Here is a 25349-nt window from a genome sequence, read left to right as displayed (position 1 = left end):
AGCAAAGGAGTGAGCGATGTGGGAACAAATTCTGGTGGGGGTGATGGTGGCGGCAGCCGTGCTGGCATTGCTGCGGCGCTGGCTGCCTAGGCGCTGGCTCCAGCGTTGGGGCCTGATATCGGCCGCACCTGCATCCGGCAGCGCCTGCAGCAGCTGCTCGGGCTGCAGCGCAGGGCGCTGTGGTGGTGCAAAGGGGCCGCGCTGAGGGCTGAGCGCAGCGGCTGCGGCTTCAGGCCTCGGTGGTTGCCGACCAGCGCTCGACTTCTTCTTCAGTGAGCTGCGGCAGGCCAAATTTGGCACGTGTGTCGTGGCAACCGTAGGAGGCGAACGGAAACTCCCGGCAGGGGCGCGAGCGCTGTTCGTAGATGCCGCAGCCCACGCAGCCTTCGCCCAGGTGGGGCAGCTCGGTCAGGGCCACGCAGCGCACGGGGAACTTGTCCGTGCCGTTCATGCGGGCGCGGTTGCCCTTGTTGGGAACTTCGTGGGCCAGTTCGTCGGGCACGGTGCCGCCCATGGACTGGAGTTCGTAGATGGAAAACTCCACGCGGTAGTTTTGGCAGCACACGCCGCAATGCAGGCAGGGATGGATGTCGGAAGACATGGTGGGACCAGTCGTTTTTCGAATAGGCAGACCAGACAGAAACACAGGCACACACGGTCACGCAGCAGATGGCTGTGCTTGCCGTACCAAAGACAGCAAGACACGAGCCAGCCCACGGCCAACCGGTTGGTGCAGTGCAAAAAAGAGAAAAGGAAAGAGGCCCTAGGTGTGACCCAGGAGGTAGCGCGGCGTTTTCAGCAGATGGCTGCAGGCAATGGCGTGCATGGCGCAGCGCCGGCGCGCAAATCTTCGGAAGTCCAGGCTCCGCGTGCCGCTGGCGGAGCAGGAAAAGGCAGTGCCATGGCGCAGGGCATGGCAACGTGACTTATTAAAAAAAAGAGCTGCTAGCGCTTGCTCTGACTGGGTTTTCGCATCAAAACGATGTGAAATGCCCATCAGGCCTGCGCGAGCAGCTCCTGTTTTTGTGAGAGGCGTGCAAGACATAGGCAGAGCGCGCATCACAAGTGCTGATATCTATAGGCGTCAGTCCGCCAGCTTGCCCAGCAGCAGGTACTCCATGAGCGCCTTCTGCACGTGCATGCGGTTTTCCGCTTCGTCCCAGACCACGGACTGTGGGCCGTCGATGACTTCGGCCGTCACTTCCTCGCCGCGGTGAGCAGGCAGGCAGTGCATGAACACGGCGTCAGGCTTGGCAGCCTGCATCATTTCCTGGTCCACACACCAGTCGGCAAAGGCCTTCATGCGGATTTCGTTTTCGGCTTCGTAGCCCATGCTGGTCCACACATCGGTGGTGACCAGGTCTGCGCCCTTGCAGGCTTCCAGCGGATCCTGGAACACCTTGTAGCAGCCAGGGCGTGGTGTCTTGCCGCCAAAGGCCAGCTTTTCGTCCACTTCATAGCCGCTGGGGGTGCTGACGTGCACGGTAAAGCCCAGCAGGTCCGCTGCCTGCAGCCAGGTGTTGGCCATGTTGTTGCCATCACCCACCCAGGCCACCACCTTGCCTGCGATGGAGCCGCGGTGCTCGATGAAGGTGAAGATGTCTGCCAGGATCTGGCAGGGGTGGAATTCATTGGTCAGGCCGTTGATCACGGGCACGCGCGAGTGGGCGGCAAAGCGCTCGATCTTCTCCTGGCCGAAGGTGCGAATCATCACCAGGTCCGTCATGCGGCTGATCACGCGTGCGCTGTCTTCGATGGGCTCGGAGCGGCCCAGCTGGCTGTCGCCCGTGGTCAGATGCACCACAGAGCCGCCCAGTTGGTACATACCGGCTTCAAAGCTCACGCGGGTGCGGGTGCTGGCCTTCTCGAAAATCATGGCCAGGGTGCGGTCGGTCAGCGTGTGGTGCTTTTCGTAGTTCTTGAACTTCTTCTTGATCAGCGCAGCGCGGCTCAGAAGATAGTCGTATTCCTCAGCGGTGAAGTCGCTAAATTGCAGATAGTGCTTCATCAGTATTCCTTGGGTATTTAGGCGGCCAGAACGGCTTGAACCAGGGGCTTGAGCTTGGCGACGATTTCGTCTGCTTCAGCTTCGCTCAGAATCAGTGGAGGCACGATACGGATCACGGTGTCTGCCGTCACGCTGATGAGCAGGCCAGCTTCAGCGGCCTGTCCAATCAGCTGGCCGCAGGGCTTGGCCAGTTCCACACCAATCATCAGGCCCTGGCCGCGCACGTCCACCACGCCGTCGATGCTGCCCAGCTCGGACTGCAGCTTGCTCTTCAGATATTGGCCGATGGCTGTGGTGTGTGCCAGCAGGCCGTCTTCTTCCATGATGCGGATGGTTTCCACACCGGCGCGCATGGCCAGTGGGTTGCCGCCAAAGGTGGAACCATGGTTGCCGGCCGTCAGCACCTTGGCCGCAGCGTTGTGTGCCACGACGGCGCCCACGGGCACGCCAGAGCCCAGGCCCTTGGCCAGCGTCATCACATCAGGCGTGATGCCTGCCCACTGGTGGGCAAACCACTTGCCAGTGCGGCCCATGCCAGCCTGCACTTCGTCCATGATCAGCAGCCAGCCCTTGGCATCGCACAGGGCGCGCACCTTCTGCAGGTACTCGGCGCGCATGGGGTGCAGGCCGCCTTCGCCCTGGATGGGTTCCATCATCACGGCCACGACGTTGGGGTTGCCTTCGGTGGCAGCCACCAGCTGCTCGTAGTCATTGGGGGCCACGCGCACAAAGCCGTCCAGCAGATCGCCAAAGCCGTTGCGCACCTTGGGGTTGGCCGTGGCACTCATGGTGGCGATGGAGCGGCCGTGGAAGGCATGCTCATAGACCACGATTTCAGGCTTGGCAATGCCCTTGTCCACACCATATTTGCGCGCGATCTTGATGGCGGCTTCGTTGGCTTCCAGGCCGGTGCTGCAGAAGAACACATTGGTCATGTGCGCACGCTCGGTCAGCAGTGTGGCCAGTTGTTCCTGGCCGGGCACGTGGTAGTAGTTGGAAGTGTGGATCAGCGTTGCCACCTGCTCCTGCAGGGCCGCCACCAGCTTGGGGTGGGCGTGGCCCAGGGTGTTCACGGCAATACCAGCCAGGGCATCCAGATATTCCTTACCGTTCACATCCCAGACCCGGCAGCCTCGGCCTCGCTCCAGCGCGATAGGTACGCGGCCGTAAGTGGGCATAACGTGGGGCGAAGCAGCCTCAATGTGAGCGGTCATGAATACATCTCCTGACATAACAGTCGTGGCACAACTTTTGCAGAAAGCAAAAGAACAAGGGAATGATTTTAGGGCTCTGCAGACCGTGTGCCACCGTCGTTCTGCATATTTGGAATAAACCTATGCAGTGTTTGCAATCCCTAGCGTTCCTCTCTGGTCTTATATAAGAGTTAGAATTTCAGTCTCAGTGCACCTGTGCGGCGATCCCGTGATGTGCCTCGTCTTACCGGATTGATCCTGATGGTTTCCCCAAGCTCCAAACAAATCTTTATTCAAGGTGTGACCTTGGAAGGTAAAACCTTTCGCCCCAGTGACTGGGCCGAGCGTTTGGCGGGGGTCATGAGCCAGTTCCGGCCCGGAGGCGCCCAGCGTGGCAGCCACTTAGGCTATTCGCCCTGGTGTATTCCCACCACCATGAATGGCGTCAAATGCATTGTGGTGCACAGCGATCTGCATGCCCATGAGCCCATGGCCTGGGACTTTGTGCTGAACTTCGCCAGAGACAATCACCTGCAGGTGGTCGAAGGCTGTCTGATTCCGGAAGACGAGCGCAAGTAAGCAGTCCTTCTGCAACCACTGTGAGAAAGTGCCGCCTATTCAGGCGGTTTTTTCATGCCTGTACATCAGCAGATCAGGCCAAATCGTCATAAGACGGGCACAAAAAAACCGCCTTGCGGCGGTTCTTTTGTTTTGCTGGCAGCGCACCCGAAGCAAACGGCGGAGCGCTTACGCACTCCGGGCGATGCCTAAAGTTGAATTAGGCGGCAGTTGCCAGGGCCTTAACCTTGGCAGACAGGCGGCTCTTATCGCGAGCAGCCTTGTTCTTGTGGAAGATGCCCTTGTCGGCGATGGAGTCGATCACGGACTGTGCCTTGGCAAACAGTTCGGTAGCCTTCACCTTGTCGCCGGCCAGAACAGCCTTCTCGACATTCTTCACAACAGTGCGGTACTTGGAACGCAGCGAGGTGTTCGCAGCGTTCAGCTTAACGTTTTGACGTGCGCGCTTGCGGCCGGAGGCCAGGCGGGGGTTCTTCTTGGCTTTAGTTGCCATGGTATGTATTCCTTAAAGTGTCTGGGGATGATGCCAGCAAAGCTCGCGATTATAGCAATGTGCTCATGGGCTTGCACAGGCGTCTTTGTGGTGCACCACGGTGGCGCACGGTTTTTGCATATGGTGCTGGTTTGGTGCGTGTGTGCACCAGGTTGGGGTGGCTTGATGAGGCGCTTGTGCGGCGGCAGGCCCTGCCGTGCGCAGATTTGTGCGCCGGGCAGCGTTCTGTGCCCTCGGTAGCATGGCTACACTGCGTGGGTGTCATTGCTCAAATCTGCTTCTATCGTTTCGCTGCTGACGCTGGCTTCCCGTGTGACGGGGCTGGCGCGCGACCTCATCATGGCCTCCATGTTTGGCGCCAATGCGCTCACGGACGCTTTCAACGTTGCCTTTCGCATTCCCAATCTGTTTCGGCGGCTGTTTGCCGAAGGGGCATTCAGCCAGGCCTTTGTTCCTGTGCTGGCCACCACCAAGACGCAAGATGGCGAAGTGCGCACGCGCGAGCTGATTGCCAATGTGGCCACGGTGCTGTTCTGGGTGCTGCTGCTGACCTGTGTGCTGGGCGTGGTTGGGGCGCCCGTGCTGGTGTGGCTGCTGGCCAGCGGTTTTGAAAGCGGCCATGCGCATGAGGCAGCCGTGCTGATGACGCGCTGGATGTTCCCCTACATCGGCTTCATGTCCATGGTGGCGCTGTGCGCCGGGGTGCTCAATACCTGGAAACGTTTTGCCGTACCTGCGGCCACGCCCGTGCTGCTCAATGTCTGCATGATTGCGGCGGCACTGCTGCTGGCGCCGTGGTTTAGTGCGCGTGGGGTGGAGCCCATCTACGCCATGGCAGCCGGGGTGATGCTGGGCGGCGTGCTGCAGCTGGCAGTACAGCTGCCAGCACTGAAAAAGCTGGGCCTGATGCCGCGCATTGGCATGACGCCTGCGGCTATTCGCGCAGCGTGGAGCGATGGCGGTGTACGCCGCATTCTGACGCTGATGGCGCCCGCCCTGCTGGGTGTCGGCGTGGCCCAGGTCAGTCTGATGATTAATACGCAGATTGCTTCCTATCTGACACCGGGCAGCGTGACCTGGCTGTTTTATGCCGACCGGCTGATGGAGTTCCCCACCGCGCTGCTGGGCGTGGCGCTGGGCGTGGTGCTCACGCCCAAGCTGGCCTCGGCCAAGGCAGCGGGTGACAGCAAGAGCTACTCCGGCATGCTGGACTGGGGCCTGCGTCTGGTCGTGCTGCTGGCCGTGCCCTGTGGCGTGGGCTTGCTGGCCTTTGCCGACCCGCTGGTGTCCACCCTGTTTCACCGCGGGGCGCTGAACAATAACGATGTGAACCAGATCGCGCTGGCCCTGATGGGCTATGGCGTGGGCCTGCTGGGGCTGGTGGCCATCAAGGTGCTGGCGCCGGGCTATTTCGCCAGCCAGGATATGAAGACACCCGTCAAGATCGCCGTGGCTGTGCTGGTGCTCACGCAGATACTGAACGTGGTGCTGGTGCCATGGATAGCCCATGCCGGACTGGCGCTGTCCATTGGCCTGGCGGCGCTGGTCAATGCCAGCTGGCTGCTCATTGGCCTGCTGCGGCGTGGGGCCTACCAGCCAGCGCCCGGGTGGTTGCGCTTTGCGCTGCAGGTGCTGGCGGCGGCATTGCTGCTGGCCGCTTTCCTGATGTGGGGTGCTCAGCACTGGAACTGGCAGGCAATGCGCGCACAGGAGTGGCAGCGTATTGCCCTGCTGGCGGTGATGCTGCTGGGGGCTGCCGTGGTGTACTTTGGTACGCTGCTGCTGTCGGGCGTCAAGCTGCGCAGCCTGCTGCGTCGCTAAGGCGGGTCTTTCCTCCTGATATGAGAGCGCACGGACATGCAGATGCAATTCCACGTTCCTTCGGTGCTTGACCACTTCCGGTGTCTGGTAGGGCAGGAGGGGGCCGTCCCCTTGCTCGAAGCAGCCACCAGTCTGGCGCAGGATGCCGAGCCCACCCTGGATGTACAGAGCGTGCTGCTGCAGGTTGACATGCTGCTGGAGCGCGTGCGACGGCAGATTCCCTCGCAGGCCAGCGCTGTAGAGCGCGCCATGACGCTGAACACCTTCTTCTACGAAACGCTGGGCTTTGGGCCGAATGCCAACGACTTTGCTGACCCCGGCAACAGCTTCATGCACCAGGTACTGCACACACGGCGCGGCATTCCGATTTCACTGGCTGTGCTGTGGATGGAGCTGGCCCACGGCCTGGGGCTGAAGGTGGATGGGATTTCCTTTCCCGGGCACTTCCTCGTGAAGCTGCATGTGGACGAAGGCATCATCATTCAGGACCCGCTCACGGGTCAGGGCCAGACGCAGGCCGCACTGGCTGAGCGGCTCGATCCTTTCAGGCAGGCATGGGGTCTGGCGGAAGACGAGATGGCGCCGCTGCACATGTTTTTGCAGCCTGCCAGTGGCCGCGACATCATCGAGCGCATGCTGCGCAATCTGCAGAACATCTATCTGCAGGACGAGCAGGAAGATCAGGCCCTGCTGGGGGTGTTGCACCGGCTGGTCATTCTGCGGCCTGACGATGCCAGTAACTACCGTGACCGCGGCATGCTGCTGGCCAAGCTGGGGCAGCGAGATGCGGCCCTGCATGATTTGCAGACTTATGTGCGCATCGCAAAGAACCCGGCGGATCTGCCACTCGTAGAAGCACGTATGGAGCTGCTGCGCGCCCAGCAATAAAAAAAGAGAGCGGCTAGCGCTCTCTTTATCAGTGTTTGCGATTGATTTGTGCTGCAATTGCTTGTCAATCAAGCGCTGGAAGCTCTTGTTTTTATACCAGCTTGGAGGCTTCCAGCTCTTTCTTGAGGTAGGCATAAAACAGTGGAGCAGCCACCAGACCCGCTGGGCCAAATACCGACTCCGCCACGAACATCACCGTGAGCAGCTCCCACACGGCCATGTGGGTGCGCTGGCCGACGACCTTGGCGTTGATCACGTACTCGGCCTTGTGAATCAGAATCAGAAAGCCCAGGCATGCGGCTGCCGCAACCGGCGATACCGACAGCCCCACAATGGTCAGCACCAGATTGCAGAACAGATTGCCCACAATGGGGATCAGGCCCGCCACAAAGGTCAGCAGGATCAGCGCCGGTGTGTAGGGCAGTGCCATGCCCACCGAGGGCATGATGAACAGCAGGAAGATGGCGGTGAGCGTGGTGTTGAACAGCGCAATCCAGAACTGCGCGGTCACGATCTGGCGGAAAGCCTCGCCCAGCAGTACCACGCGCTGCTTGAGCGCCTGTGTCAGTGGAGCGCGTGGAGGAATGCGGGGGCGCACGGCAGCCAGTGCACCAATCAGCAGGCCCATATAGGCATGCAGCAGGCCGCCCAGCCAGGCCTTGCCCGCCATGGCCAGCGCGCCAGCCTTGGCGGCCAAGTAGGTGGCAATGGTCTGCTGAATTTCTGCCGCACCCTGGGGCAGCATGGCGCCCAGCTCAGGCGGCAGCTTTTCGCGCAGCTCCAGCACGGTGTGGCCCAGGTAGTCCAGCAGTTCCTTGTACTGGTGCGGAATATCGGTGAGATAGCCGCGCGACTGGGTCAGGGCCACGCCCACCCAGATCAGGGGCGCGAGGATGATGATGGTTGCGGCCGCGGTCGCAGGCCAGCGGTGCGCGTCAGGGTCAACGATGCGCCGGTCCAGCAGCGCCAGCGCCTGTGACAGTGCTCGGGTCAATAAAAAGCCCAGGCATGCGCACAGCAGCCCGGGCAGAAGGTGTTGCCACATGACCAGCAGCAGCGCGCTGGCCATGAGCAGATAGCTCGCGACGATCACGCCACGGGATGGCGCTCTGGGGGACTGACGAACGGCAGGAAGTTGGTTGGAGTTCCCCATAAGTATCGCGGTAGAGGTAAAGACTATTTGACTTGGACGGCAGCGCCTTCAGTGCGCTGTGTGATGTTACCAATCGTGTAGACGGTTTCACCCAATTCACGCAGTGTGGCAGCGGTCGCTTCGGCTTCTTCTGCAGCCACTACCACCACCATGCCAATGCCGTTGTTGAAGGTGCGGTTCATTTCCACATCATCAATGCCTGCAGTCTTTTGCAGCCAGGCAAACAGCTCGGTCTGGGGCCAGCTGCCAGCCTTCAGGTCAGCGCCAGTGCCTTCGGGCAGCACGCGGGGAATGTTTTCCAGCAGGCCGCCGCCGGTGATGTGCGCCAGCGCCTTGATGGGGTGCTTGGCCAGCGCAGCCAGCACGTTCTTCACGTACAGGCGTGTGGGCTCCATGATGGCCTGCTTGAAAGGCTTGCCATCCAGGGTTGCAGGCACGGTGCCCAGGCTTTCAGCGCGCTCGATGCACTTGCGCACCAGCGAGAAGCCGTTGGAGTGCACGCCAGCCGAAGCCAGACCCAGCACCACGTCACCGGGCTTGACATCCTTGCCGGTCAGAATCTTGGACTTTTCTACCGCACCCACGGCAAAGCCAGCCAGGTCGTACTCGCCATCGGGGTACATGCCGGGCATTTCTGCGGTTTCGCCGCCGATCAGCGCGCAGCCAGACAGCTCGCAGCCCTTGGCAATGCCGCCCACCACTGCCGCTGCAGTGTCCACATCCAGCTTGCCGCAGGCAAAGTAGTCCAGGAAGAACAGGGGTTCGGCGCCTTGCACCAGCACGTCGTTCACGCTCATGGCAACCAGGTCAATGCCGACGGTGTCGTGCATGTTCCACTCAAACGCCAGGCGCAGCTTGGTGCCCACGCCGTCTGTGCCGGAAACCAGCACGGGTTCCTGGTAGCGCTTGGGCACTTCAAACAGTGCGCCAAAGCCGCCGATGCCGGCCATCACGCCTTCACGCAGAGTTTTCTTGGCCAGTGGCTTGATGCGTTCAACCAGTGCATCACCTGCGTCGATATCAACGCCAGCGTCTTTGTAAGAAATGGGGGTTTGGGAGGCAGAGGAGCTCATGAGAAGGATTTGTGCAGTGAGGAGCTCCCACACGGGCCGTGCGGGACTGTGTGATTCTAAGTCGATAGCGCAGGCGCGAGCCTCATGCCGCTGCGCAGCGCCGGGGAATCCGTCTGCAGGCGGGTTGCGGCAGGCTCTGGTATAGAGCAGCCGAGCTGCTCGCTGTGAGAAAGGCGGAAGCGGACTAAAATGCTGCGGTTAACATGCACGCCTTGCAGGTTGACAACCTGTCTTCGCTGCGCCTGCAGCGGGGTGTTTCGTTCTTTCTCTTCCATGCCTACGCTGCTACCCTTGAATTCGTTGATGCTCACCATGTGCTTGCGGGACCATTTGTTCAGCGTGGGGTCTGCCTGCCATCTATGAAGCAACTGGCGCTCGACATCGGCTTGCCTACAGGGCCTTCCCTGTCTCGTTTTTATCCGGGTCGTAATGCACCGGTGGTGGCTCATCTGCAGTCGTGGGTCGGCAACGGTTTCGGTGCCACCACGCGCTCTCCTGTACCCACCTACCTCTGGGGAGCATCGGGTAGCGGTAAGACACACCTGCTCAAAGCCGTGCGCGAGCTGCTGCGCGAGCAGGGCGCCCAGGTGGGCTGGATGGATGCTTCCACGGGTTTCCCGCCTGAGTTTGATGAGCGCTGGTCCGCTGTCGTCATGGACGATGTGCAGCTGTACACGCCCATGCAGCAGGCCCGTGCCTTCAACTGGTTTGTGAATGCCATCAACCCGCCCAGCGGCTCACCCTGCTGGATTCTTTCTGCGGGAGATGCACCTCCAGCGGCCATGGAAGTGCGTGATGACCTGCGCAGCCGTCTGGGCTGGGGCCATGTGTTCCAGCTGCAGGTACCCAATGAAGAAGAGCGCCGTGAGGTGCTCAAGACCGAAGCCGCTGCACGTGGTGTGACCCTGAGCGCGGACGTGGTGGACTACATGCTCAAACGCTTCTCGCGCGATCTGGCCAGCCTCATGCAGCTGCTGGACATGCTGGACGAGTTTGCGCTGCGCAACAAGCGCGCCATCACCATTCCACTCCTTAAAACCATGCTGGAGACCGAATGACCGGGCAGCTGTCTGCGGCCCTGGATTTCCAGCTTTGACGACCTGATTCATGTCTACTGCTTCTGAGCTTTCGCGGCCGCGTCTGGTGTTGTTCGATCTTGACCACACCTTGCTGCCCATGGATTCCGACCATGGCTGGGGGGAGTTCACCATCGCCATCGGCTGGTGTGACCGCGCGGAGTTCGGTCGTCGCAATGACGAGTTCTTTGCCCACTACCAGGCAGGCACGCTGAATGTGGCGGACTATGTGCGCTTTGCGACCGAAGCCATCGTGCAACGAGGCCCGGAAGCAGCCCATGCTGCACACGAGCGCTTCATGCAGGACGTGATTCGCCCCGCCATGAAGCCTGCGGCCATCGAACTGGTACAAAGCCATCTGCGTGCGGGTGACATGGTGGTCATTACCTCGGCCACCAACGAGTTCGTGACACGCCCGATTGCCCAGGCTTTTGGCGTGCAGGAGCTGATTGCCACGGAGCTGGAGCGAGATGCCACTGGTTGGTTCACGGGCGCACTCCAGGGTCAGCCCAATATGCGTGAAGGCAAGGTGGTGCGCATGAACGAGTGGCTGGCGGCACGTGGCCTGTCGTGGGAGACGGTGGAGTCCACCTTCTACAGCGACTCCATGAACGATGTGCCCCTGCTCGAACGCGTCAACCATCCCGTGGCCACCAATCCAGAGCCCCGTTTGCGAGCCCTTGCCCAAGAGCGTGGCTGGCGCGTGCTGGATCTGTTTACCGAAAACACATGATCAAAACCATCATCGACAAATTGCTGGGCAAGCCCTCTGCCGCCAAGACGCGCAAATCACCTTTTGGCAAGCGTGAAGAGGTGCCAGCCAGCGTGCACGGCATCGATCCACAGCTGGTTGACCATCGCGCTGTGGACGTGGTGCGCACCCTCAAGGATGCAGGCTATGAAGCCTACATCGTGGGTGGCGCCGTGCGTGACCTGCTGCTGGGCCTGCGCCCCAAGGACTTCGACGTGGCCACCAACGCCACGCCCGAGCAGGTCAAAAGCCTGTTTCGCCGCGCCTTCATCATCGGCAAGCGCTTTCGCATCGTGCACGTGGTCTATGGCCGTGGGCGCGAGCATGAGGTGATTGAAGTCTCCACCTTCCGCGCCTTTCTGGACAACAGCCAGGCCGAGCAGGTGACGGGCAATGAGCGCACCAGCAAGCTGGCACTGGCCCATATGAAGCACGCGGTGGACGCCAATGGCCGCGTGCTGCGTGACAACGTCTGGGGCCCGCAGGACCAGGACGCCACGCGCCGCGACTTCACCGTGAATGCCATGTACTACGACCCTGAGTCGCAGATCGTGGTGGACTTCCACAAGGGTATTCAGGACGCCCAGAAGCGCGTACTGCGCATGATTGGCGACCCCGCCACACGCTACCGCGAAGACCCGGTGCGCATCATCCGCGCCGTGCGCTTTGCGGCCAAGCTCAGCCCTCTGGGCTTCAAGCTGGATGCCAAGACGGCCAAGCCGCTGGTGGAGTGCGAGCACCTGCTCGAAGAAGTGCCGCAAAGCCGTCTGTTTGACGAAATGCTCAAGCTGCTGCAGACCGGCCACGCGCTGGCCTCGATCGAGCAGCTGAAAAAACTGGGCCTGTCCAAGGGCATTTACCCGCTGCTGGACGTGGTGGTCGAGCGTGCGGACGAGCCCTTTGTGCGCGCCGTGCTGGCGGACACTGACCGCCGCGTAGGCGAAGGCAAGCCTGTGGCACCCAGCTTCATGCTGGCCTGCGTGCTGTGGCAGGACGTCAAATCTGGCTGGGGCCGCCGTCTGAAGAAGGGCTACAACGTCTTTCCCGCACTCAGCGAAGCCATTGACGAAGTGTTTGACCAGCGCATTGGCGATGTGTCGGGCCGCGGCAAGCTGGCCGCTGACATGCGCGAGATCTGGGTCATGCAGCCGCGCTTTGACAAGCGCACCGGCTCCTCGCCGCTGGGCATGGTGATGCAGCAGCGCTTCCGTGCCGGTTTTGACTTTCTGCGTCTGCGCGCCGATGTGGGCGAAGTGGACGAGGCCCTGGCACAGTGGTGGCAGGACTTCCAGATGGCCGATGACGCACTGCGTGAAGACCTGATTGCCCAGGCACGCGAAGAGCAGCGCCAGAAGCAAAAGGCCGCACAGCCCCGCAAGACGGTGCGTACGGCCCAGACGGGCGAAGCCTCTCCGCTGGAAAACCTGGTGGCCGAAGGCGATGCGCCCGCCAAGAAAAAGCGCCGCCGCCGTCGCAAGCCCGCCGGAGCAGGTGGTGCTGCCTCAGCCGCTGGCAAGGCCGAGGCCTGAGATGCAGGTCTTTGTCGGGCTGGGAGCCAATCTGGGTGACTGTGGCGCTGCGCTGCTGCAATCCCTGCATGCCATGGCAGCCTTGCCGGGCACGCAGCTGCAGGCCGTGTCTTCGCTCTACAGCAGCGCGCCGGTAGATGCCACGGGGCCAGACTATCTGAACGCTGTGGCGCAGCTGGAAACAGATTTGCCGCCGCAGGAATTCCTGGAAGCGCTGCAGGCCATTGAACTGGCCGCAGGTCGCGAGCGCACCTACCGCAACGCCCCGCGCACGCTGGATCTGGATGTGCTGCTCTGGGGCCAGCAGCAGCTGAACACGCCTGCGCTCATCGTGCCCCATCCGCGCATGTACGAGCGTGCCTTTGTGCTGCGGCCGCTGGCTGAGCTGCAGCCAGAACGGGTGACGGCCGCGCAGCTGGCAGCTGTGGCGGACCAGCGCATCGCCGTGGATCAGGGGCCAGAATGGGCCGCCAGCGCCTTGCAGCGCTAAAGCACCTGCAGCACTGCTGCACTCAAAAAAACAAAAGCCGCCTGAATATGGCGGCTTTTGTTTTGATAGCTGCTTGCGCTTGCAAATCAAGGATTTGAGAGTGTTTTGGCTTTCAAAGCCTTATCCATCAAGCGCTAGCTGCTCTTTTTTTTATTCAATCTCGGCAATCAGTTCGATTTCCACACAGGCACCCAGTGGAATCTGTGCCACGCCAAAGGCGCTGCGTGCGTGGGAGCCCTTGTCGCCAAAAACTTCGGCCAGCAGCTCGGAGCAGCCGTTGGTCACCAGGTGCTGCTCGGTGAACGCAGGGGTGGAGTTCACCAGGCTCATCACCTTCACGATGCGCTTGACGCGGTTCAGATCGCCATCGCAGGCGGCCTGCAGCGTGCCCAGCAGGTCAATGGCCACGGCGCGCGCGGCCTGCTTGCCTTCCTCGGTGCTGACGGTGGCACCCAGCTGGCCCACCCAGACCTGGCCATCCTTGCGGGCGATGTGACCACTCAGAAACACCAGATTGCCAGTCTTGGCAAAAGGCACATAGGCCGCAGCAGGCACGGCCACGGGGGGCAGGCTGATGTTCAGGGCTTGGAGCTTGTCATAAACGCTCATGGTGTGTTTCCTTTCATCTTGTTGCTCAGGCGGATGAGCCGGGCGACTGGCTTTGCATACCGCCTGTGCTCATCGCATGCTTGCCAGTATGCCAAGACATTGCAGGGTCAGAACGGGAACAAACGCCATGCTGGGCGTGGTGGCAGGCACGGCGCTGCAGCTGCAGCAGCCAGATTTATGGCCGCTGCCCGTCTACGTCGTAGCCACGCTGCTGCTGGCAGCCATCGCGTTTGGGGTGTGGCGGCATTCCGCATGGCAGGCAGGCTGGGTCAGCCTGCTGCTGGCCGCGGCTTTGGCGGGCAGTGCTACCGGCTGGCGTGCGGCGTGGATGCAGGCCCATGCACTGCCTGCTGCACTGGAAGGGCAGGATGTGCGCGTGCAGGGCGTGATCAGCGACATGCCGCAACCTGTAGAGCGTGGCCTGCGCCTGCAGTTCGAGGTGGAGCAGGCCTGGCTGCACGGGCAGACCGTACAGCTGCCGCGCCATGTCTGGCTGACCTGGTATGGCGCACCACCCCCACAGGGCTTGCAGGCCGGGCAGCGCTGGCAGTGGACGGTGCGGCTCAAAGCCCCGCATGGTGACCGCAACCCGCATGGCATGGATTGGGAGCTGTGGCTGTGGAGCCAGGGCATTCAGGCCACAGGCTATGTGCGCACCAGCAAGGGCATGGAGGTGCCGCAATGGTGGGGCCAGACCTGGCAGGCCCCGCTGGCGCAGTGGCGCGGCCATGTGCACCGTGCCATGCAGGCCCCGGCGGGGGCTGATGCGCGCGAGCAGGCCTCATGGGGTGTGGTGCAGGCGCTGGTCACGGGGGCGCAGTCCAGCATGACGGCGCAGGACTGGCAGCTGTTTCGCGACACCGGCATTGCGCACCTCGTCAGCATCAGCGGGCTGCACATCACCATGTTTGCCTGGCTGGCCGTGGCACTGGTGCATCTGGGCTGGAAGCGCTCAGCACGCCTTTGCCTGTGGTGCCCGGCCCCCACGGCAGCCGCCTGGGGTGGACTGGTGCTGGCCACGCTCTATGCGCTGTTCAGCGGTTGGGGCATTCCTGCGCAGCGCACCATCGGCATGCTGGGGGTGGTGGTGCTGCTGCGCACGCAGGGGCGTGTCTGGCCATGGCCCTATGTGTGGCTGGTCGTGCTGACAGCTGTGGTGCTGGCTGACCCGTGGAGCCTGCTGCAGGCCGGCTTTTGGCTCAGCTTTGTGGCTGTGGGCGTGCTGTTTGCTGCCCAGCCGCAGGCCATGCTCCCGCACGGCTGGCGGGGCGCAGTGCTGCGTCTGCTCAAAGAGCAGCTGGTGGTCGGGCTGGCGCTGGCACCGCTCACGCTGCTGCTGTTTGGGCAGATTTCGCTGGTGGGCATGCTGGTCAATCTGTGGGCCATTCCGTGGGTCACGCTGGTGGTCACGCCGCTGTCCATGCTGGGCGTGCTGTGCCCGCCGTTGTGGCATCTTGCTGTACTGTGCGTTACAGGCATGGTCTGGCTGTTGCAGCACATGGCAGCGTGGCCGCTGGCCGTGCTGTATTTTGCGCAGCCACCGTGGTGGGCAGCAGTGGCCGGTGTTGCAGCTTGTCTGTGGATGGCCATGCCGCTGGATATGCGCTGGCGGCTGCTGGGGCTGCCAGCCGTGCTGCCCATGCTGTGGTGGCAGCCTGCCACCCCGGCCTGGGGGCAGTTTGACCTGCTGGCGCTGGACGTAGGGCAGGGCAGTGCCATCTTGCTGCGCACGCAGTACCACAGCCTGCTGTTTGATGCCGGGCCGCGCTGGTCTGCCCATGCAGATGCAGGTGCTCGCACCATCGTGCCTGTGCTGCGTGCACTGGGCGTGCAGCTGACGGCGCAGATGATCAGCCATGCCGACAGCGACCACGCCGGTGGTGCAGCCTCCGTGCAGCAGGCTTTCCCGCAGCTGCAGTGGCTGGGAGCAGGGGGCAAGCCATGCCAGAGCGGGCAGGTGTGGGAATGGGATGGGGTGCGCTTTGAGGTGCTGTGGCCCTGGCCTGCACGAAGGCAGGTGGCGCTCAGCCGCAATGCCAGTAGCTGTGTGCTGCGCGTGCGCAGCCAGACGGGGCAGGCGGCCTTGCTCACAGGTGATATCGAGAAAGCACAGGAGCAGGCGCTGGTGGCGGCAGAGACAGACTTGCGGGCCGATGTGCTGCTCATGCCCCACCATGGCAGCGCCACTTCATCCAGCCGGGCGTTGGTGGAGGCAGTGCAGCCTGCGCTGGCCATTGCGCAGGCAGGCTACCGCAACCGCTTTGGGCACCCCGCGCCTAGCGTGATCGCGCGCTATGAGGCCGCTGGCGTGCCGTGGGTGGCTACGCCATCGTGTGGCGCTGCCCTGTGGCGGTCGTGGGAGCCAGATGCCGTGCAGTGCGAGCGTGTGCACCACCGCCGCTACTGGATGCACCGATAGGCACCCAGCAGCAGACAAAAAACGGAGCCACTGGGGCTCCGTCTATGGTCTGCATGCAGCAATGGTGTGCAGGGCTTATTCTGCTTCGCCCATTTGGGTTTGCAGATAGTTCTGCACGCCTACCTTGTCGATCAGGTCGAACTGGGTTTCGAGGAAGTCGATGTGCTCCTCGGTGTCGTCCAGAATCTTGAGCAGCAGATCGCGCGAGACAAAATCGTGCGCGGCTTCTGCGGTTTTGATGCCATCCTTGATCGTGGCCTGTGCGGCCAGCTCCAGGTTCAGGTCGCACTGCAGGCATTCAGGCACGTCTTCGCCGATCTGCAGCTTGCCCAGATCCTGCAGGTTGGGGAGGCCGTCCAGCATCAGGATGCGGTCCATCAGCCAGTCGGCGTGCTTCATCTCACCAATCGATTCCTTGTATTCCATCTTGGCCAGCGCCTCAAAGCCCCAGTGCTTGTACATGCGGTAGTGCATGTAGTACTGGTTGATGGCTGTCAGCTCATTCTTCAGCTGCGCCTGCAGGGCAGCAATGACTTGGGGGTCGCCTTTCATGGAGGGGCTCCTTCTGTTGTTGTAGCGCGAATGTGGTCATTGTCAACCAAGCCATGCCAAAGCACTAGCGAAGACCATGGGCGAGCGGACGGGTTGCATGTGAGGTTGAGAAGTGTTCGTGTTCCAGATGCACTGTTCTACAGGCGCTAGAAGCGAAGTGAGTAGAAAATGTATAACCCTATAACCATTGATTGATAGTTAATATCAATCAATTTAATTGATTCAATCGATTGTTTAAATTATTCAGGGCGATTAGACTATCTACGTTTTCAGTCGTTAACCACAAGGGAACTACCATGTCCGTGATCAATACCGTTATCAAGCCTTTCCAAGCTTCCGCCTTCAAGGATGGCAAGTTCATCGAACTGTCCGAAAAGGACGTGCTGGGCAAGTGGGCTGTGTTCTTCTTCTATCCTGCTGACTTCACCTTTGTGTGCCCCACCGAGCTGGGCGACGTGGCTGACCATTACGAAGAATTCCAGAAGCTGGGCGTAGAGATCTACTCCGTGTCCACCGACACCCACTTCGTGCACAAGGCATGGCACGACGCATCGGAGACCATCGCCAAGATCAAGTACACCATGATCGGTGACCCATCTGGCGTTGTGACCAACAACTTCGAAGTGATGCGTCCTGGCGTTGGCCTGGCTGACCGCGGTACCTTCATTGTTGACCCCGATGGCGTGATCCAGGCTGTGGAAATCACTGCTGAAGGCATCGGCCGTAACGCTGAAGATCTGCTGCGCAAGGTCAAGGCTGCTCAGTACGTGCGTAACCACCCCGGTGAAGTGTGCCCCGCCAAGTGGAACGAAGGCGAAGCTACCCTGGCTCCTTCTCTGGACCTGGTTGGCAAGATCTAAGCTTTTGCCCGTAAAAAGCCTGGGCTTGCCCGGGCTTTTTTAGTAGCTCGAAAAACAATACTATCGAAATTATTTTTTATTAGGATTTGACTATCATGCTGGACGCCAATCTCAAAACCCAACTCAAGGCTTACCTCGAAAAGCTGCAAAAGCCCCTGGAACTGGTGGCAACTTTGGACGACAGCAAGGCGGCTGGCGAAGTCAAGTCTTTGCTGGCGGATCTGGCCGCGCTGAGCGACAAGATCACCGTCGTTGAGAACAACGATCTGAACGTGCGCAAGCCCTCGTTCGCCATCAACAACCCCGGTGTGGAAACTGGCGTGCGCTTTGCCGGTGTGCCCCTGGGTCACGAATTCACCTCCCTCGTGCTGGCGCTGCTGCACGTAGGTGGCCATCCCTCCAAGGAGTCGGCTGATCTGCTCGAACAAGTCAAGGCCATTGACATGCCTTTGCACTTCGAGACCTACTACTCCCTGTCCTGCCACAACTGCCCGGACGTGGTGCAGGCGCTGAACCTGATGTCGGCCCTGAACCCCAACATCACCCACACTGCCATTGACGGCGGCCTGTTCCAGCAGGAAGTCAAAGACCGCGAAGTCATGGGCGTACCCACCGTGTTTGTGAACGGCGAGCGCTTTGGTCAGGGCCGTATGGAGCTGGCCGAGATCGTCGCCAAGGTCGACACCGGCGCTGCGGCCCGTGAAGCTGCCAAGATCTCTGCCAAGGACGCGTTTGACGTGCTGGTTGTCGGCGGTGGCCCTGCTGGCGCGGCTGCAGCCATCTACGCTGCTCGCAAGGGCATCCGCACCGGTATTGCTGCCGAGCGTCTGGGCGGCCAGGTGCTGGATACCGTGGACATCGAGAACTTCATCTCGGTCTCCAAGACCGAAGGCCCCAAGCTGGCTGCTGCCATGGCTGCCCACATCCGTGACTACGACGTGGACGTGATGAACCAGCAAAAGGCTGCCAAGCTGGTGCCCGCCACCACCGAAGGTGGCCTGATTGAAGTGCACACCGAATCCGGTGCAGTGCTCAAGTCCAAGACCGTGATCCTGTCCACCGGCGCCCGCTGGCGCCACATGAACGTGCCCGGCGAAGAGCAGTACCTGACCAAGGGCGTGACTTTCTGCCCCCACTGCGACGGCCCTCTGTTCAAGGGCAAGCCCGTGGCCGTGATCGGTGGCGGTAACTCCGGCGTGGAAGCTGCCATCGACCTGGCCGGTCTCGTCAAGCACGTCACCCTGTTCGAGTTTGCCGACACCCTGAAGGCCGACGCCGTGCTGCAGAAGAAACTGCACAGCCTGCCCAATGTGACCGTGATCACCAACGCCCAGACCACGGAAGTCAATGGCGACGGCAAGAAGGTCACTGGCATCACCTACAAGGACCGCGTGACCGAAGAGGTCAAGACCGTGGAACTGGAAGGCATCTTTGTACAGATTGGCCTGCTGCCCAACACCGACTGGCTCAAGGGCACCGTCAACCTGAGCCGCTTTGGCGAGATCGAAATCAATGCCAAGGGCGAAACCAATGTGCCCGGCGTGTTTGCCGCGGGTGACTGCACCAATGTGCCTTACAAGCAGATTGTGATTGCCACCGGCGCAGGTGCTACAGCTGCCCTGTCGGCCTTTGACCACCTGATTCGCCATTGATGGGCACAAAACGTAATCGTTTGCTCGCAAAAAGGACTGCTCCGGCAGTAATGCCTTTCACTTAAGGTTTTCTGACCTGCTTGACGGGATAGCGTGAAGGCACTTTTTTGACCACACGGGGGCATGTTCGCCCCCGTCGTTGTTTGGGCAACAACCTCTCGCTGAGCCTTATGCGCATACGCTGCAGCAGCGCAGGCAAGTTCCCAGGGCTGGGGCAACTTGCTAGCGTGATCCATTCGAGCTGCAGATAGTCCATGGCAGCAACGTTCATTGAGCCGGCCATGAGCCGTTCTGCGCTGGATCGCTTGCTGCGCAGACGAGGCTACTCCAGATTGCCCGTACAGCCCAAGCCTGAGAGCGAGCACAAACCCTTCAAGGCGTATGAGCCTGGCTATGTGCATGTAGATGTGAAGTACCTGCCCCAGATGCAAGATGAGGACAAGCGCCGCTATGTCTTTGTTGCCATTGATCGGGCCACACGCTGGGTGTTCATTGATATCAAGCAACACAAGACGGCAGCGTCCGCCAAAGCCTTCTTGGCCGCCGTCCGCAAAGCAGCAGCATTTAGGATTCACACCATCCTCACCGACAACGGCAAAGAGTTCACAGACCGCTTGTTTGGCAGTCGCACTCGCCAGCCCACAGGCGAGCACGAATTCGACCAGCTATGCCAAGCACTGGGGATAGAACATCGGCTCACCAAGCCCAGGACGCCAAAAACCAACGGCATGGTCGAGCGCTTCCATGGCCGCCTGAGTCAAGTACTGCGCGCGCACCACTTCAACAGCGCAGAGGATTTGGAGAAGACGCTGCACAGGTTTGTCTGGCTGTATCACCACCACTTGCCGCAAAAGGCACTGGGGCACGAAGCCCCAGTTCAAGCACTCAAAAAATGGAAGATGAAAGCACCTGATTTATTCGTCAAGAACGTGCGCAATCATCCGGGACCTGATATTTAAGGCGCTTCCGGGGATTGAGCTGCTGTAGGTTGGCCGGGGGAAGCGGCGTCGGATCAGCGGTAGTTGTGTTCCAGTGCGTCCCAGAACGCCTTGTTCACCAGCCGCTGGCGCTCCTCGAAAGAGGCCACGATGCCGGGGTCCTCTTGCACCTGGCGTGCATCACGCAGGAGAGTCAGGCACTTTTGCATGCCAGCCACAGCGCCTTGCAGGGCGGCGTTGGCGTACAGCACAAAGCCAAAGCCCAAGGCTCCCAGCTCGTCGGCATTGAAGATGGGGGTCTTGCCGCCGATGACCATGTTCATGAGCTGAGGGGCTTGGAGCCGCTGAGGCAGGGCGCGTACGTGTTCGGCGGTGGTGACAGCTTCCACGAACAAGATGTCAGCACCTGCTTCTTCAAAGGCCTGGGCACGTTCGAGGGCGGCCTCGAATCCATGCACGGCGGCGGCATCGGTGCGGGCCATGATGAGGGTGGCGCTGTCACGGCGTGCGTCAACGGCGGCCTTGATCTTGCCCAGCATTTCGCTGGTTGCAATGACGTCTTTGCCATTGAAGTGACCGCAGCGCTTGGGACTGACCTGGTCTTCCAGCTGAATGCAGTCAGCGCCGGCGCGCTCCAGCGTGCGCACTGTGTGGTAGGTATTGACAGCATTGCCAAATCCGGTGTCGGCATCGACCAGCAGCGGCACTTGCACGGTATCGCGGATGCGCGCAGTGTGGTCGGCGATGTCGGTCAGGCCCATGAAGCCCTGATCCGGCATGCCCAACCACATATTGGTGACGCCGGCACCGGTGACGTAGATGGCTTCAAAGCCCAGGTCTTCAATCACTTTGGCCGACAGGGCATTGAATGCGCCGGGCACGATCACGCCGAGGCGTGCGTCTGCCAGGGCCTTGAGTTTTTGTTTGGGATTCATGGTTTGTCTCTCTTTTAATAGCTGATAGCGTTCATGTAGCAAGCGTTAGCGGCCAATTTCATGCTTATTCTGCATGCAGTGTCTGTGCAGGCACACGCACCCAGCCTTCCATCAGAATGCGGGCGCTGCGGCTCATCAGTGCCTTGCGCACTTGCCACTGGCCTTGCACCAGTTCGGCCTGCGCACCAACGCGCAAGCTGCCGCTGGGATGGCCAAACACCACGCTGCTGCGCTCGCCACCGCCTGCCGCCAGATTCACCAGGGTGCCGGGAATAGCGGCGGCTGTGCCAATGGCAACGGCTGCAGTGCCCATCATGGCGTGGTGCAGCTTGCCCATGGACAGGGCGCGCACCACCAGGTCGATGTGCGCAGCCTCCATGCGTCTGCCGCTGGACGCGGTATAGCTTCGAGGCGGTCCTACCCACGCCAACTTGGGCGTGTGCTGGCGGGCGGCTGCGTCATCCAGGCTGCGGATCAGGCCCATTTTCAAAGCTGCGCAGGCGCGGATGCGTTCCAGCCTGGCCAGTGCGGCTGGGTCTTCATTGATGTCGGATTGCCGCTCGCACCCGGTGTAGCCCAGATCTGCAGCGTTCAGGAAGATGGTGGGAATGCCGGCATTGATGCAGGTGGCGCTGAAGGTGCCAACGCCCGGCACTTCCAAGGTGTCGACGAGATGGCCGGTAGGAAACATGGCAGCACCATTTCCGTCATCTGCCGGATCCACAAATTCCAGGGCAATTTCTGCGGCAGGAAAGCTGACGCCATCGAGCTCGAAGTCACCCAGCTCCTGCACCTGACCGTTCTGCATGGGGACGTGGGCCACGATGGTTCTGCCAATATTGGCCTGCCAGATACGGATGGTGGCTACGCCGGTGTGAGGCAGGCGCTGCGCCGGAATCAGACCCATGTGAATGGCGCAGGGGCCAACGGCGGCGCTCAAATTGCCACAGTTACCGCTCCAGTCCACCAAGGGCTGGTCGATGGAGACTTGGCCAAACAGATAGTCCACATCATGGTCCGGGCGGCTGCTGGCACTGAGGATGACAGCCTTGCTGGTGCTGGACGAGGCATTGCCCATGCCATCGATCTGTTTGCCGTAGGGGTCCGGGCTGCCCAGGGTGCGCAGCAAGATGGCGTCCCGCACGGGGCCTGGCTGCCGAGCCTCGGCGGGCAAGTCTTGCCGCCGGAAGAACACCCCTTTGCTGGTGCCGCCGCGCATGTAGATGGCGGGAATTTTGATCTGCGTTGCGGGTGAGTGAATGTGACGCATGCGGTTTGCTTCCCTGTGGGTTGCCGTAGGTGTCCGTCAGGCCTGATGGCGTTCCAGCGCTTCGGGCTTGGAGCTGGTATGCACGCAGTTTGCCAGGAAGTCCTGGGCAAAGCGCTGCAGCACGCCTCCGGCTTCATAAATGCTGACTTCTTCGGCCGTGTCTAAGCGGCAGGTGACGGGCACTTGCGTGCGAGCGCCCGTGCTGCGATAGATGTACAGCGTCAGCTGGGCGCGTGGCTGGGGCTGGCCCACCACATCAAAGGTTTCCGTGCCATCCAGCGCCAGTGTGTGGCGCGTGGTGCCGGGCAGAAACTCCAGGGGCAGCACGCCCATGCCAATCAGGTTGGTGCGGTGAATGCGTTCAAAGCCCTCGGCCACAATGGCTTCAACACCCGCCAGGCGCACGCCCTTGGCGGCCCAGTCACGGCTGGAGCCTTGGCCGTAATCCGCGCCCGCAATGATGATCAGCGGCTGTTTGCGCTGCATATAGGTCTCTATCGCTTCCCACATGCGCATCACCTTGCCTTCCGGCTCTACACGGGCCAGCGACCCTTGCCGCACTTTGCCCTGGGCATCCACCACCATTTCGTTGAACAGCTTGGGGTTGGCAAAGGTGGCGCGTTGGGCGGTCAGGTGATCACCCCGGTGCGTGGCGTAGGAGTTGAAGTCTTGCTCTGGCAAGCCCATTTTGTGCAGGTATTCGCCGGCGGCCGAGTCCGGCAAGATGGCGTTGGACGGGGAGATGTGGTCGGTGGTGATGTTGTCCGGCAGTATGGCCAGGGGGCGCATGCCCCGCAGCGTGCGTTCGCCTGTCAGTGCCCCTTCCCAATAGGGGGGGCGGCGAATGTAGGTGCTCTGCGGGCGCCATGCGTACAGCGGTGATGTGGCCTGTCTGGTGTCTGTGTGGATGGCAAACATGGGCTCGTATACCGCACGGTACTGGGCAGGTTGCACAGCCGCTTGGAGGATGGCGTCAATCTCTTCGTCGGTCGGCCAGATTTCTTTCAGGCGAATTTCGCGGCCTTGAAAGCTGCCCAGCACATCGTTTTCAATGTCAAAGCGGATCGTGCCTGCTATCGCATAGGCCACCACCAGCGGCGGTGAGGCCAGGAAAGCCTGTTTGATCAGCGGATGGATGCGTCCATCGAAATTGCGGTTGCCGGAAAGGACGGCTGTGGTGTACAGGTCGCGCGCCCGGATCTCTTGCTCCATCTGCGGCTCCAAGGCCCCGCTCATGCCATTGCAGGTGGTGCAGGCAAAGGCGACCACACCAAAGCCCAGCGCTTGCAGGTCCTGCATCAGACCTGCCTGCTGCAAATACAGAGGCACGGTTTTGGAGCCAGGCGCCAAAGAGGTCTTGACCCAGGGCTTGCGCGTGAGGCCCAGATTGCGGGCATTGCGTGCCAGCAAGCCCGCGGCAATCACATTGCGCGGGTTGCTGGTGTTGGTGCAGCTGGTGATGGCGGCAATGATGACGGCGCCATCGGGCATTTGACCTTCGGTTTGCGTCCACGGGCCAGCAATTCCCTTGGCAGACAGTTCAGAGGTTGCGACGCGTGCGTGAGGATTCGACGGGCCTGCAATGCTGCGGGTGACGCTGGAAAGATCAAACTGCAAGCAGCGTTCGTATTGCACGCTGGCCAGGCTGTCAGCCCACAAACCGGCTTGCCGGGCATAGGTTTCGACCAGCTGCACTTGCTCAGGCTCCCGGCCCGTCAGCCGGAGGTAGGCAATCGTCTGCTCGTCGATGGCGAACATGGCGGCTGTGGCCCCATACTCCGGCGCCATGTTGGAGATGGTGGCACGGTCGCCAATCGTGAGGCTGCGCGCGCCTTCTCCGTAAAACTCCAGATAAGTGCCCACCACTTTCTGCTGGCGCAAAAACTCGGTGAGAGCCAGCACGATGTCCGTGGCTGTAATGCCTTGCTGGCGTTGGCCGGTGAGTTGCACGCCAACGATTTCCGGCAAGCGCATCCATGAGGCGCGGCCCAGCATAACGCTTTCTGCTTCCAGCCCGCCCACACCCACTGCAATGACACCGAGGGCATCCACATGCGGCGTGTGGCTGTCTGTGCCGACCAGGGTATCCGGGTAGGCTTCACCGTTGACGGCATGGATCACAGGGCTCATGCGCTCCAGATTGATCTGGTGCATGATGCCGTTGCCCGCAGGAATGACTTCCACATTCCTGAATGCATGCCTGCACCAGTCGATAAAGTGGAAGCGGTCTGCATTGCGCCGGTCTTCAATGGCGCGGTTTTTCTCCAGCGCTTTAGGGTCATCGCCGCCGCATTCCACGGCCAGCGAATGGTCCACAATCAACTGCACCGGCACCACGGGGTTGACGGCGGCAGGGTCTGCGCCTTGCCCGGCAATCGCATCGCGCAGGCCCGCCAGATCGACCAGCGCCGTTTGGCCTAGGATGTCGTGGCACACCACGCGTGCCGGGAACCATGGAAAGTCGCGCTCGCGTTTGCGCTCAATGATTTGCGTGAGGTAGCCGGTGAGCAGGGATGCATCACTGCGACGCACCAGGTTTTCCGCATGTACGCGACAGGTGTAGGGAAGCGTGGCCCAGGCGCCGGGGCGAATGTCTTCCACGGCGGCTTGTGCGTCAAAGAAATGCAGTGCTGTGCCGGGCAGCGGCTTGCGATAGTTGTTCATGGTCTTGGGGTGTTATTCAGGGGGGGCGGGCTTGGGTCGAGAACCCGGCGCCATATGCGGTCGCACCATGGCGTGCAGGCGCAAGGAGCCAGCTTGGGATGCGCCAGATGCTGCATGGGCAGGCGGCAGGCGGCAGGCGGACCGGGCCTGTGCAATGTGCCCGGGACTGCAGCAGGCGACCCCCATGCCTGGCCGTGGCAGGGCGCACGGCAGACGCTCTTGGCGCAGTTCCTTCAGCGCTTGGCGCACAGGTGTGCGACCAGGGTCGAATTTCTGGACGATCACGCCATCGTCGACGGCGGTGCCTAGCGGCCGGCGGTGATTGATGAGCATGCATGCACGTAGCGGGCTGCGGATGACAACGCTCAAAGACCGGGCTTGCATGGGCGTGGCAGC

25 protein-coding genes and 1 pseudogene are annotated in these 25349 nt (G+C 61.4%); 13 read left to right on the top strand and 13 right to left on the bottom strand.

What is annotated here, in order from left to right; genetic code table 11:
• The first annotated feature begins 16 nt into the window (after positions 1-16).
• Positions 17-205 carry a hypothetical protein gene (locus F7P80_RS00195; RefSeq protein WP_054066082.1) on the top strand — a complete coding sequence of 63 codons (189 nt, stop codon included), beginning with the start codon at positions 17-19 and terminating at the stop codon, positions 203-205.
• Between the two features lie 24 nt (positions 206-229).
• Here F7P80_RS00195 and F7P80_RS00190 read toward each other — a convergent pair whose 3' ends face one another.
• Complete coding sequence (locus tag F7P80_RS00190) at positions 230-601, bottom strand: YkgJ family cysteine cluster protein (RefSeq protein ID WP_054066081.1); 372 nt, start codon at positions 599-601, stop codon at positions 230-232.
• A 168-nt stretch (positions 602-769) separates the two neighbouring features.
• On the opposite strand from F7P80_RS00190, the gene F7P80_RS16670 reads away from it, so the two are divergent.
• Positions 770-925 carry a hypothetical protein gene (locus tag F7P80_RS16670; RefSeq protein WP_170265316.1) on the top strand — a complete coding sequence of 52 codons (156 nt, stop codon included), beginning with the start codon at positions 770-772 and terminating at the stop codon, positions 923-925.
• A 159-nt stretch (positions 926-1084) separates the two neighbouring features.
• Here the strand turns inward: F7P80_RS16670 and argF are convergent, their stop codons facing one another.
• Positions 1085-2008 (bottom strand): ornithine carbamoyltransferase, encoded by a 924-nt coding sequence (gene argF, locus F7P80_RS00185; protein ID WP_058880351.1) that lies wholly within the window; start codon positions 2006-2008, stop codon positions 1085-1087.
• Between the two features lie 17 nt (positions 2009-2025).
• Positions 2026-3222 (bottom strand): aspartate aminotransferase family protein, encoded by a 1197-nt coding sequence (locus tag F7P80_RS00180; RefSeq protein WP_054066094.1) that lies wholly within the window; start codon positions 3220-3222, stop codon positions 2026-2028.
• A 240-nt stretch (positions 3223-3462) separates the two neighbouring features.
• Between F7P80_RS00180 and F7P80_RS00175 the strand changes: the two genes are divergently transcribed.
• On the top strand, positions 3463-3780 hold the full coding sequence (locus F7P80_RS00175) for a DUF3579 domain-containing protein (RefSeq protein ID WP_054066093.1): 318 nt from the start codon (positions 3463-3465) through the stop codon (positions 3778-3780).
• 199 nt (positions 3781-3979) lie between these two features.
• On the opposite strand, the gene rpsT is transcribed toward F7P80_RS00175, so the two are convergent.
• A complete protein-coding gene (rpsT, locus tag F7P80_RS00170) occupies positions 3980-4273 on the bottom strand; it encodes a 30S ribosomal protein S20 (protein ID WP_054066079.1) in 294 nt (97 codons plus the stop codon).
• 258 nt (positions 4274-4531) lie between these two features.
• Between rpsT and murJ the strand changes: the two genes are divergently transcribed.
• Together murJ and F7P80_RS00160 are read left to right on the top strand one after the other, a co-directional pair.
• Positions 4532-6094, top strand: coding sequence for a murein biosynthesis integral membrane protein MurJ (gene murJ, locus F7P80_RS00165; RefSeq protein WP_077345321.1), 1563 nt, complete (start codon positions 4532-4534; stop codon positions 6092-6094).
• Positions 6095-6130: 36 nt separating this feature from the next.
• Complete coding sequence (locus F7P80_RS00160) at positions 6131-6982, top strand: SirB1 family protein (protein ID WP_151041972.1); 852 nt, start codon at positions 6131-6133, stop codon at positions 6980-6982.
• 91 nt (positions 6983-7073) lie between these two features.
• On the opposite strand, the gene F7P80_RS00155 is transcribed toward F7P80_RS00160, so the two are convergent.
• The 3 genes from F7P80_RS00155 to F7P80_RS00145 are packed head-to-tail and all read right to left on the bottom strand — an operon-like array spanning position 7074 to position 9522.
• The gene (locus F7P80_RS00155; protein WP_054066076.1) at positions 7074-8135 is read right to left on the bottom strand and encodes an AI-2E family transporter; all 1062 of its coding nucleotides are present in this window, start codon (positions 8133-8135) and stop codon (positions 7074-7076) included.
• 23 nt (positions 8136-8158) lie between these two features.
• The gene (purM, locus tag F7P80_RS00150) at positions 8159-9208 is read right to left on the bottom strand and encodes a phosphoribosylformylglycinamidine cyclo-ligase (RefSeq protein WP_058880355.1); all 1050 of its coding nucleotides are present in this window, start codon (positions 9206-9208) and stop codon (positions 8159-8161) included.
• Between the two features lie 56 nt (positions 9209-9264).
• Positions 9265-9522 carry a hypothetical protein gene (locus F7P80_RS00145; protein WP_151041970.1) on the bottom strand — a complete coding sequence of 86 codons (258 nt, stop codon included), beginning with the start codon at positions 9520-9522 and terminating at the stop codon, positions 9265-9267.
• Positions 9523-9567: 45 nt separating this feature from the next.
• On the opposite strand from F7P80_RS00145, the gene hda reads away from it, so the two are divergent.
• The 4 genes from hda to folK are packed head-to-tail and all read left to right on the top strand — an operon-like array spanning position 9568 to position 13054.
• Entirely contained in the window at positions 9568-10266 is a 699-nt protein-coding gene (gene hda / locus F7P80_RS00140) for a DnaA regulatory inactivator Hda (RefSeq protein ID WP_054066073.1), read from the top strand.
• 49 nt (positions 10267-10315) lie between these two features.
• Positions 10316-11017 carry an HAD family hydrolase gene (locus F7P80_RS00135; protein ID WP_151041967.1) on the top strand — a complete coding sequence of 234 codons (702 nt, stop codon included), beginning with the start codon at positions 10316-10318 and terminating at the stop codon, positions 11015-11017.
• Positions 11014-12564, top strand: coding sequence for a polynucleotide adenylyltransferase PcnB (gene pcnB / locus F7P80_RS00130; RefSeq protein WP_151041964.1), 1551 nt, complete (start codon positions 11014-11016; stop codon positions 12562-12564). The genes F7P80_RS00135 and pcnB overlap by 4 nt, the downstream gene beginning before the upstream one ends.
• A 1-nt stretch (position 12565) precedes the next feature.
• Positions 12566-13054, top strand: coding sequence for a 2-amino-4-hydroxy-6-hydroxymethyldihydropteridine diphosphokinase (folK, locus tag F7P80_RS00125; RefSeq protein WP_151041961.1), 489 nt, complete (start codon positions 12566-12568; stop codon positions 13052-13054).
• A gap of 150 nt (positions 13055-13204) precedes the next feature.
• Here the strand turns inward: folK and F7P80_RS00120 are convergent, their stop codons facing one another.
• Positions 13205-13663: a RidA family protein gene (locus F7P80_RS00120; protein ID WP_058880359.1), complete on the bottom strand. Its 459-nt coding sequence runs from the start codon at positions 13661-13663 to the stop codon at positions 13205-13207.
• Between the two features lie 127 nt (positions 13664-13790).
• On the opposite strand from F7P80_RS00120, the gene F7P80_RS00115 reads away from it, so the two are divergent.
• The gene (locus F7P80_RS00115; RefSeq protein ID WP_151041959.1) at positions 13791-16082 is read left to right on the top strand and encodes a DNA internalization-related competence protein ComEC/Rec2; all 2292 of its coding nucleotides are present in this window, start codon (positions 13791-13793) and stop codon (positions 16080-16082) included.
• A gap of 75 nt (positions 16083-16157) precedes the next feature.
• On the opposite strand, the gene bfr is transcribed toward F7P80_RS00115, so the two are convergent.
• Positions 16158-16634, bottom strand: a complete 477-nt coding sequence (gene bfr / locus F7P80_RS00110) for a bacterioferritin (protein WP_054066067.1) — start codon at positions 16632-16634, stop codon at positions 16158-16160.
• Positions 16635-16930: 296 nt separating this feature from the next.
• Here bfr and ahpC point away from each other — a divergent pair, with 296 nt between their 5' ends.
• The 3 genes and pseudogenes from ahpC to F7P80_RS00095 all read left to right on the top strand — a co-directional run.
• Complete coding sequence (ahpC, locus tag F7P80_RS00105) at positions 16931-17494, top strand: alkyl hydroperoxide reductase subunit C (protein ID WP_054066066.1); 564 nt, start codon at positions 16931-16933, stop codon at positions 17492-17494.
• 95 nt (positions 17495-17589) lie between these two features.
• Positions 17590-19146, top strand: a complete 1557-nt coding sequence (gene ahpF, locus F7P80_RS00100) for an alkyl hydroperoxide reductase subunit F (RefSeq protein WP_151041956.1) — start codon at positions 17590-17592, stop codon at positions 19144-19146.
• Between the two features lie 266 nt (positions 19147-19412).
• Positions 19413-20105, top strand: a pseudogene (locus tag F7P80_RS00095) (DDE-type integrase/transposase/recombinase); the annotation flags it as partial.
• Positions 20106-20158: 53 nt separating this feature from the next.
• On the opposite strand, the gene F7P80_RS00090 reads toward F7P80_RS00095, so the two are convergent.
• The 4 genes from F7P80_RS00090 to F7P80_RS00075 form a co-directional block, all read right to left on the bottom strand.
• The gene (locus F7P80_RS00090; protein WP_054066229.1) at positions 20159-21019 is read right to left on the bottom strand and encodes an isocitrate lyase/PEP mutase family protein; all 861 of its coding nucleotides are present in this window, start codon (positions 21017-21019) and stop codon (positions 20159-20161) included.
• Between the two features lie 64 nt (positions 21020-21083).
• Positions 21084-22289 carry a 2-methylaconitate cis-trans isomerase PrpF gene (gene prpF / locus F7P80_RS00085; protein WP_077344956.1) on the bottom strand — a complete coding sequence of 402 codons (1206 nt, stop codon included), beginning with the start codon at positions 22287-22289 and terminating at the stop codon, positions 21084-21086.
• 36 nt (positions 22290-22325) lie between these two features.
• Positions 22326-24953 (bottom strand): Fe/S-dependent 2-methylisocitrate dehydratase AcnD, encoded by a 2628-nt coding sequence (acnD, locus tag F7P80_RS00080; RefSeq protein WP_151041951.1) that lies wholly within the window; start codon positions 24951-24953, stop codon positions 22326-22328.
• A 12-nt stretch (positions 24954-24965) separates the two neighbouring features.
• Positions 24966-25286, bottom strand: a complete 321-nt coding sequence (locus tag F7P80_RS00075; protein WP_151041948.1) for a hypothetical protein — start codon at positions 25284-25286, stop codon at positions 24966-24968.
• Positions 25287-25349: the final 63 nt, after the last annotated feature.

It is taken from the genome of Comamonas kerstersii, assembly GCF_008801935.1.
Taxonomy (GTDB): domain Bacteria; phylum Pseudomonadota; class Gammaproteobacteria; order Burkholderiales; family Burkholderiaceae_C; genus Comamonas; species Comamonas kerstersii.
This window is presented reverse-complemented; position numbering and strand designations above follow the sequence as displayed.